General features: G+C 70.4%; 4 protein-coding genes. 2 read left to right on the forward strand and 2 right to left on the reverse strand.

Annotated elements, in window-relative coordinates; all coding sequences use genetic code 11:
• Positions 1 to 330 precede the first annotated feature (330 nt).
• Positions 331 to 1,665, reverse strand: coding sequence for a DUF2252 domain-containing protein (locus RKE29_RS25325; protein ID WP_312007948.1), 1,335 nt, complete (start codon positions 1,663 to 1,665; stop codon positions 331 to 333).
• A gap of 131 nt (positions 1,666 to 1,796) precedes the next feature.
• Positions 1,797 to 5,351, reverse strand: coding sequence for a DNA polymerase III subunit alpha (dnaE, locus tag RKE29_RS25330; RefSeq protein ID WP_312007950.1), 3,555 nt, complete (start codon positions 5,349 to 5,351; stop codon positions 1,797 to 1,799).
• A 763-nt stretch (positions 5,352 to 6,114) separates the two neighbouring features.
• Here dnaE and RKE29_RS25335 point away from each other — a divergent pair.
• On the forward strand, positions 6,115 to 7,395 hold the full coding sequence (locus RKE29_RS25335) for an NYN domain-containing protein (RefSeq protein WP_312007951.1): 1,281 nt from the start codon (positions 6,115 to 6,117) through the stop codon (positions 7,393 to 7,395).
• Positions 7,396 to 7,535: 140 nt separating this feature from the next.
• Positions 7,536 to 8,328 (forward strand): ABC transporter ATP-binding protein (locus tag RKE29_RS25340; RefSeq protein ID WP_312007952.1); only part of this gene is annotated, 793 nt, incomplete at its 3' end.

Genomic DNA, 8,328 nt, shown 5'->3' on the forward strand with positions numbered 1-8,328 from the left:
CCGGGGGCCTCGGCCCGCCCGACCGGCGCAGGCGGCGGAGGCGGTGGGGGAGCGGCCGGCGGGGGACCGGGCGGCGGGCCGCCCGCGGGCCCGGCCGCCCGCGGGTCCGTGCCCGGCCAGGTGTCGGCGTGCGAAGGCGGCTGTGGCGGCGCGTCCCGTCGCGGGTCGTGTCCGTTGCCGGACTGGTCATCAGGCTGCTGCATGGCCGGTAACCCTATGGTACGAACACCGGATCCGGCCGGGGACCGTACGGCTCGGGCCCCGGCCGGGCAGCGGCGGCGGCGCCGCGGGCGGCGCCCGGCGGCGTCCGGCCGGTGGTCCGCCCGCGGGTCACAGCCCCGGGATGCGGCCGTTGCGGAACAGGTCCACGAAGATCTGGTGGTCGGCCCGCGCCCGCGCCCCGTAGGAGTGCGCGAAGTCGACCAGCAGCTCGGGGAAGCCGTCCTCGTCCGCGGCGATCACCGCGTCGATGGCCCGCTCGGTGGAGAACGGCACCAGCGAGTGGCCGCTCTGGTCGTCCGCCGCCGCGTGCATGGTGGCGGTGGCCCGCCCCAGGTCGGCGACGACCGCCGCGATCTCGCCCGGGTCGTCGAGGTCGGACCAGTCCAGGTCGACCGCGTACGGCGACACCTCGGCGACCAGCTGCCCGGCCCCGTCCAGCTCGGTCCAGCCCAGCCACGGGTCGGCGTGCGCCTGGAGGGCCCGCTGGGAGATGACCGTGCGGTGCCCCTCGTGCCGGAAGTAGCCGCGCACCCGCTCGTCGGTGATGTGCCGGGAGACCGACGGGGTCTGCGCCTGCTTCATGTAGATCACGACGTCGTTCTCCAGGGCGTCGCTGTTGCCCTCCAGGAGGATGTTGTACGACGGCAGCCCGGCGCTGCCGATGCCGATCCCGCGCCGCCCGACCACGTCCTTCACCCGGTAGGAGTCGGGCCGGGTGCGGCTGGCGGCGGGCAGCGTCTCCAGGTAGTCCTCGAAGGCCGCCAGGACCTTCTCGCGCGTGGCCTCGTCCAGCGCGACGGCGCCGCCGCCGGGCGTGAACCGCCGCTCGTAGTCGCGGATCTCGGTCATCGAGTCCAGCAGCCCGAAGCGGGTCAGCGAGCGGGCGTCGCGCAGCGCCGCGAGCAGCGGCCCGCGCGTGGTGTCGAGCGTGAACGGCGGCACCTCGTGGTCCGGGGCGCCGGCGGCCAGCGCCCGGACGCGCTCGCGGTAGGCGGCGGCGTAGGTGCGCACCAGCTCGCTGATCGTCTCGTCGCTGAGCGCCTTGGTGTAGCCGATCAGCGCCACGGAGGCGGCGAAGCGCTTCAGGTCCCAGGTGAACGGGCCCACGTACGCCTCGTCGAAGTCGTTGACGTTGAAGATCAGGCGGCCGTTGGCGTCCATATAGGTGCCGAAGTTCTCGGCGTGCAGGTCGCCGTGGATCCACACCCGGCTGGTGCGCTCGTCCAGATACGGGCCGGCGTCCCGCTCCCCGTCGAGGTCGGCGTAGAACAGGCAGGCCGTGCCCCGGTAGAAGGCGAACGCCGAGGCGGCCATCTTGCGGAACTTGACCCGGAAGGCGGCCGGGTCGGCGGCGAGCAGCGCGCCGAAGGCGGTGCCGAAGACGGAGAGCACGTGCTCGCCGCGCTCCTCCGCCCGGGCCGAGAGGGTGGGCGTCGTCGGCATCAGGGTGGTCCTCCTCGGGGACAGCGCGGACGTGTGAGTGCAGGCGACACGTGGACCAGATCAGCTGCGTGTCGGCGGACGGCGGGCGGGGGGCGGTGTGGGACGACGGCGCGCGATCGTGCCCGGATCGTTCAGATGGCGACCCCGCCCCAGGCGGCCTGGCCGAATCCGCCCTTGATATCCGAGGCGATGTTCTCGGAGTTCACCAGGAAACCGAGTTCATAGACGGTCGTTTTCCGGCGGCTTTCAACCCTCAAACGGACGGGGCTGTCCCCAGGATGGGAGCGGAGTGTGCGCTTGAGTTCGGCTACCGTCTGGCGGTTGATCCGGTGCTCGGGCAGGACCAGGATCACCGGAGGTTTCCCGCCGTTCTCGGCCGAGGAGATGTCGAGCGGGGTCAGCTCTTCTCCGAAGATGCTGATGGCGCCGTCGCGTTCGTTGATGCGGCCCCGCGCGGCGATCACGTTGTCGTCGACCAGTTCGTGCTGGACCAGCATGTAGGACTTGGGGAAGAACAGGATCTCCGTGCTCGCGTCCCGGTCTGCGACAGTGACAATCGCCCAGGCGTCGCCCCTCTTGTTGATCCGCCGGTCGATTCCGGTGATCAGTCCCGCGACCTTCACCTCGCCACCGGTCCGCCCCGAGTCGAGGAGTTCGGCGATGGAGGTGTCGCGATTGCGGGCCAGGATGTGCTCGGCGCCGTCCAGAGGGTGAGCGGAGACGTACAGGCCGAGCATTTCCCGTTCGAGTGCGAGTTTGGCTTTGCGATTCCACTCCTGGTCGCTGGCCTGGAAGTTCAGGCCGATGCCCGGGGCGTCCCCGTCGGCGGCGACCGAACCAAAAAGGTCGTCCTGTCCGATGGCCTGCTGCTTCTTGACCGGGATGACGGAGTCGACGGCGCTCTCGTGGATGTCGCACAGTCCCTTGCGGGTGTGGCCCAGGGAATCGAAGGCACCGGCTTTGATGAGCGAGTCGATGGTCCGTTTGTTGCAGACCACGATCTCCGACTTGTCGAGGAAGTCGGCGAAGGAGGTGTACTTCCCCTTGCTCTTGCGGGTCTTGACCAGGGAGTCGATGACGTTCGAGCCGACGTTGCGGACGGACTTGAGGCCGAAGCGGACGTCGTCCCCCACGGCTGAGAAGTCGGCGACCGACGCGTTCACGTCCGGGGAGAGGATCTTGATGCCCATCTTCCGGGCCTCCGCGAGGTAGACGGATGCCTTGTCCTTGTCGTCGTCAACGGAAGTCAGCAGGGCCGCCATGTATTCGGCCGGATAGTTGGCTTTCAGATAGGCGGTCCAGTACGACACCAATCCGTATCCGGCCGTGTGTGACTTGTTGAAAGCATAGCCGGAGAACGGCAGCATGACGTCCCACAGGGCCTTGGTGGCCTCGTCGGAGTAGCCGTTGGATTTCATGCCGGAGGAGAACTTGCCCCATTCTTTCTCCAGCACCTCGGGCTTCTTCTTGCCCATCGCTCGCCGCAGCAGGTCAGCGCCGCCGAGGCTGTACCCCGCGAGTTCCCGGGCGATGGCCATGATCTGCTCCTGGTAGACGAGCAGGTGGAACGTGGTGCCCAGGATGGGTTCCAGAGCGTCCTTCAGTTCAGGGTGGATGGGCTCGATGGTCTGGCGGCCGTTCTTGCGGTGTGCGTAGTTGGTGTGCGCGTTGGCGGCCATCGGCCCCGGCCGGTACAGGGCCAGAACGGCGGCGATGTCCTCGAAGCGGGTCGGTTCCATCAACCGCAGCAGCGAGCGCATCGGCCCACCGTCGAGCTGGAAGATGCCGAGGGTGTCACCCCGCGCCAGGAGTTCGTAGGTCTTGCTGTCGTCCAGCGGGATCTTGTCGGTCTCGACGGATACGCCACGGTTCTCTTTGACGATCTTGATGGCATGATCGATGATGCCCAGGTTCCGCAGGCCCAGGAAGTCCATCTTGATCAGGCCCATCTCCTCGCACTGCGGGTACGAGAAGCCTGTGATGATCACGCCGTCCTTGTCCCGCATGTGCATCGGGATCAGGTCGAGTAGCGGTGTCTTGGAGAGAATGACAGCGGCCGCGTGAACGCCGGTGCCGCGGATCAGCCCTTCGATGCCCCGGGCGGTGTCGATGACGTTCTTGACGTCCTGCTCGTTCTCGTACATCTGCCGGACTTCTCCGGCTTCGTTGTACCGGGGATGTTCCGCGTTGAAGATCCCGTCCAGCGGAATGCCCTTGCCCATGACGTCGGGCGGCATGGCCTTGGTGATGCGGTCGCCCAGGGAGAACGGGTAGCCGAGGATGCGGTTGGAATCCTTGACAGCGGCCTTGGCCTTGATGGTGCCGAAGGTGTTGACCTGAGCGGTGTACTCGGACCCGTATTTCTCGGTGACGTAACGGACCATCTGGTCCCGCTGGCGGTCGTCGAAGTCGAGGTCGACATCCGGCGGGTTGATACGCTCGGGGTTGAGGAAACGCTCGAACAGCAGGCCGTGTTCGAGCGGGTCCAGTTCGGTGATGCGGGTCGCGTAGGCGACGATGGAGCCGGTCGCCGACCCACGGCCCGGCCCTACGGAGATTCCGTTGTCGCGAGCGTATCGGCAGATGTCGGCCACCACCAGGAAGTACGAGGAGAAGCCCATCGGACCGATGACCTTCATCTCGGTCTCGAAACGCTCGATGACCTCCTGGGGCAAAGGGTCCCCGTATCGCTCCGTCAGCCCTTTCAGGCACTCCTGTCGAAGCCACGACTCCTGGGTCTCGCCCTCGGGTACGTCGAACTGCGGCATCTGGTCGACATACTGGAAGACCTGGTCGTAGGAATCCACACGCTCGGCGATCAACAGCGTGTTGTCGCAGGCTTGAGGGAGTTCACGGAACAACTCCCGCATCTGGGCGGCTGTCTTGATGTAGTAGCCCGAGCCGTTGAACTTGAACCGGTTCGTGTCGGCCTTGTTCCGGCCCACCCCCACGCACAGCAGGCTGTCGTGGGCGTCCGCCTGGTCCTCGGTGACATAGTGTGAGTCGTTCGTGGCCAGCAGCGGGATGTCCAACTGCCGAGCGATCTTCAGCAGGTCCTCGCGGACGCTCCGCTCGATGTCCAGGTCGTGGTCCATCAACTCCAGGAAGTAGTTCTCCTTCCCGAACATCTCCTGATAGCTGGCCGCTGCCTTCACCGCCTCGGCGTACTGGCCCAGCCGCAGTCTGGTCTGCACCTCACCGGAGGGGCAGCCGGTGGTGGCGATGATGCCCTCCGCGTACCTGGCGATCAGTTCGCGGTCCATTCGGGGCTTGCCGTAATAGCCCTCGAAGGAGGCCAGCGACGAGAGGCGGAAGAGGTTCCGAAGACCGTCGGCGTTCCGTGCCCACATGGTCATGTGGGTGTACCGGCCGCCTCCGGACACGTCCTTGCTGCCCTCACCGTCGTCCGAGACGGCCCGCTGTCCTCCAGGTCCCCAGAAGAGAGGCTTCTTGGTGAACCGGGACTCCGGGGCGACGTACGCCTCGATGCCGATGATCGGCTTGACGCTGGTCTTCTGCGCCACCTGGTAGAACTCGTAGGCCCCGAACATGTTGCCGTGGTCGCTCATCGCGACCGCGGGCATGCCCTGGCGTTCCACTTCGGCGAACAGCTTGCTGTTCTTCGCGGCCCCGTCGAGCATCGAGTACTCGGTATGGACGTGCAGGTGAACGAAGTTGTCAGCCACAGTGGGACGAACTCCTCGCGGGGACGGATCCAGTGTGTCGGGTGAGACCCCACCTTAACGAATCCATAGATGCGCAGGACGGCTGCCGACGGACCCGTGAGCGCTGCGGAGCAGGCCCGAAGGGGGCCCTGTCACAGGTGGCGGCGGACGCAGGATCGACGTGCCCGGCAGGACCGACGCGTCCGCACGACGGTGGCCGGGAGCGGACTGCCCCCCGGCCACCGGGCCCCCGTTGGTCCGGGCCATCCGCCGTGCGCCTATTCGTCGTCGTCGGGCACGTCGTCCGGAACCCGGATGTCGCCGTCGTCGTCTTCGACCCAGCCGCCCATGGTGCACCTCCTTCCGGTGCTCACTCGGACGAGGCCGATCCGGCAGCCGCCCGCCGGTCTTCGCCTCTGTGTGACCGCGAACGGTCCTACGGTGTGTAACCCTGCCCGAACGGCCCCCTGCCCATCCCCGAACGAGCGGCGCACCTGCCGCACCGTGCGGCGCGTCCTGTCCGCCGGGTGCCCGGACCTCCCGGAGACGGCAGGCACCAACCCCATCGGGGCGCCCTCCCCGCAGATGGGGGCAGGGTCACCCGATCCGGGAGAAAGATCTTCGGGGCGGGCCGTGACCGTCACGCCGTTGATCCAGTTCGGACAGATAAGGCTCGCACCGTCGGGCAGACTCGAAGAAAAGCCGGAAAGGGAAACGGGGGGACACGGCCGCGTGTCTGTGTCGGGGGGTGACCGACCCGGACTTTAAGGAAAGAGGGTGGAACGTGGACCGCTGCGTCGTCCTGGTGGACGCCGGGTACCTGCTCGGCGCCGCCGCGAGCCTGCTCGCCGGAGAGCCCGCCCGGACCCGTATCTCCGTCGACCACGCCACCCTCATCCAGGGGCTGCGGGAGCGCGCCGAGGCCGAGACCGAGCGGCCCCTGCTGCGCATCTACTGGTTCGACGGCGCCCCCGACCGGGTGCCGCAGCCCGAGCACCGGCGGCTGCGCGTCATGCCTCGCGTCACCGTCCGGCTCGGTGCCCTCACCCACAGCGACGGGCGGTGGGCGCAGAAGGGCGTGGACGCCGCCATGCACGCCGAGCTGACCGAGCTGGCGCGCAACCGGGCCTGCTCCGACATCGTGCTCGTCACCGGCGACGGCGACCTGCTGCCCGGCCTGATGTCCGCCAAGGAGCACGGCGTGGCCGTCCACCTGTGGGCGGTCCAGGCCGCCGACGGCGACTACAACCAGTCCGAGGACCTGGTCGCCGAGGCCGACGAGCGGCGGGTGCTGGACCGCAGCTGGATCACCGGAGCGGTGCGCGTGAAGGAGCTCACCGGGCCGTGCGCGCCGCCGCCCGCGCCCCGCCCGGAGATCGCCGCCATCCTCGCCGCCCCGCTGCCGGAGACGGCCGCGCCCGCGCCGGTGCCCGCCGACGCGCCCCCCGCGCGCAACGGCGCCGCCCGCCCCAGACCCGGCCCGCGCACCCCCGGAGCCGGCCCGGAGGGAGCCGACGGCGCCGAGCGGGACTCCGCGGACACCGGCTCCGCGCCCGGCTCCAGAGGCGTGCCCACCCCGAAGGACCTCGCCATCCTGGGCCGCGGGCCGGCCGGCCAGACCGCCCCGCAGCCCGTGCCGAGCGCGACCCTGCGCTGGTCCTCCGACCGGGGCTGGATCGACCGCGGCCCGGGCGGCGCGGACGAGCCGCCGGAGACCGCGGGCCTGCCCATGCTGGCCCAGCTCACCAGCGCCGAGCAGCGCTGGGCCGACCGCGAGGCGGACATCACCGCGGTCAGCGGCGACCCCTTCGAGGTGGGCCAGGTCTTCGCCCGGCGGTGGATCGACCGGCTGGCCGAGCCCGCGCACCTCGCCCAGCTGTCCGGCGCCTACCCCCGCATCCCGCACCGCATCGACGGCGAGCTGCTGCGCTACGCGGCCCGCTTCGGGCTGCTGGCCCACAAGGACGACCAGATCGACGAGAACGACCGCTACGCGATCCGGGCCGGCTTCTGGCGGGAGATCGACGCCCGGTCGGGCGCCGAGCGCGCCGCGGGCGACGGCTGACCAGGCACGGCCCGGGCCCGGACCGCGCCGGCACCTCCGCCCGCCGGGCGCGCCGGGCCTCCGGCGCGCCGCCCCGGGGCCGGGACGGGCCGGGCGGGCGCGTACTCTCGTAGTTCGTGAGGACGGGCACGACACAGGCGATGGGCGGCGGCGCCGCGTGCACCGTGCGCGGCCTGGTCAAGACCTACCCCGCCGTGCGCGGGCGGCGCGGCGCGTTCGCCGAGCCCGCCGTGCGGGCCAGCGACGGCATCGACCTGGACGTGGCGCCCGGCGAGGTCTTCGGCCTGCTCGGCCCCAACGGCGCGGGCAAGTCCACCCTCGTGCGGCAGCTCACCGGCCTGCTGCGGCCCGACGCGGGCAGCGTCCAGGTGCTCGGCCACGACCTCGTACGGCACCCCGAGCGCGCCGCGCGGCTCGTCGGCTACCTCAGCCAGCACTCCACCGCCCTGGACGAGCTGACCGTCGCGCTCGCCGCCGAGACCACCGGCCGGCTGCGCGGCCTGCCCGCCCGTACCGCCCGCGCCGAACGGGACGCCGTGCTGGACGAGCTGGGCCTGGCCGGCGTGGCCGGCCGGCCGGTGGGCAAGCTGTCGGGCGGGCAGCGGCGGCTGGCCTGCGTCGCCGCCGCGCTGGTCGGCGAGCGGCCGGTGCTGGTGCTGGACGAGCCCACCACCGGCATGGACCCCGTCGCCCGCCGCGCCGTGTGGGCGGCCGTCGACCGGCGCCGGGCCGAGCGCGGCGTGACCGTCCTGCTGGTCACCCACAACGTCGTCGAGGCGGAGACCGTCCTGGACCGGGTCGCGGTGCTGGAGCGCGGCCGGGTCATCGCCTGCGACACCCCGGCCGGGCTCAAGGCGCTGGTCGCCGACGAGGTGCGGGTCGACCTGGTGTGGCGCGCCGAGCCGCCGCTGCACGTGCCCGAGGTCGCCGCGC

This window comes from Streptomyces sp. B1866 (assembly GCF_031932565.1).
GTDB lineage: Bacteria > Actinomycetota > Actinomycetes > Streptomycetales > Streptomycetaceae > Streptomyces.

What these genes read in the sequence shown, in the direction of transcription:
- RKE29_RS25325 (WP_312007948.1), bottom strand. Translation starts at nt 1,665, where the DNA reads ATGCCGACGACGCCCACCCTCTCGGCCCGGGCGGAGGAGCGCGGCGAG.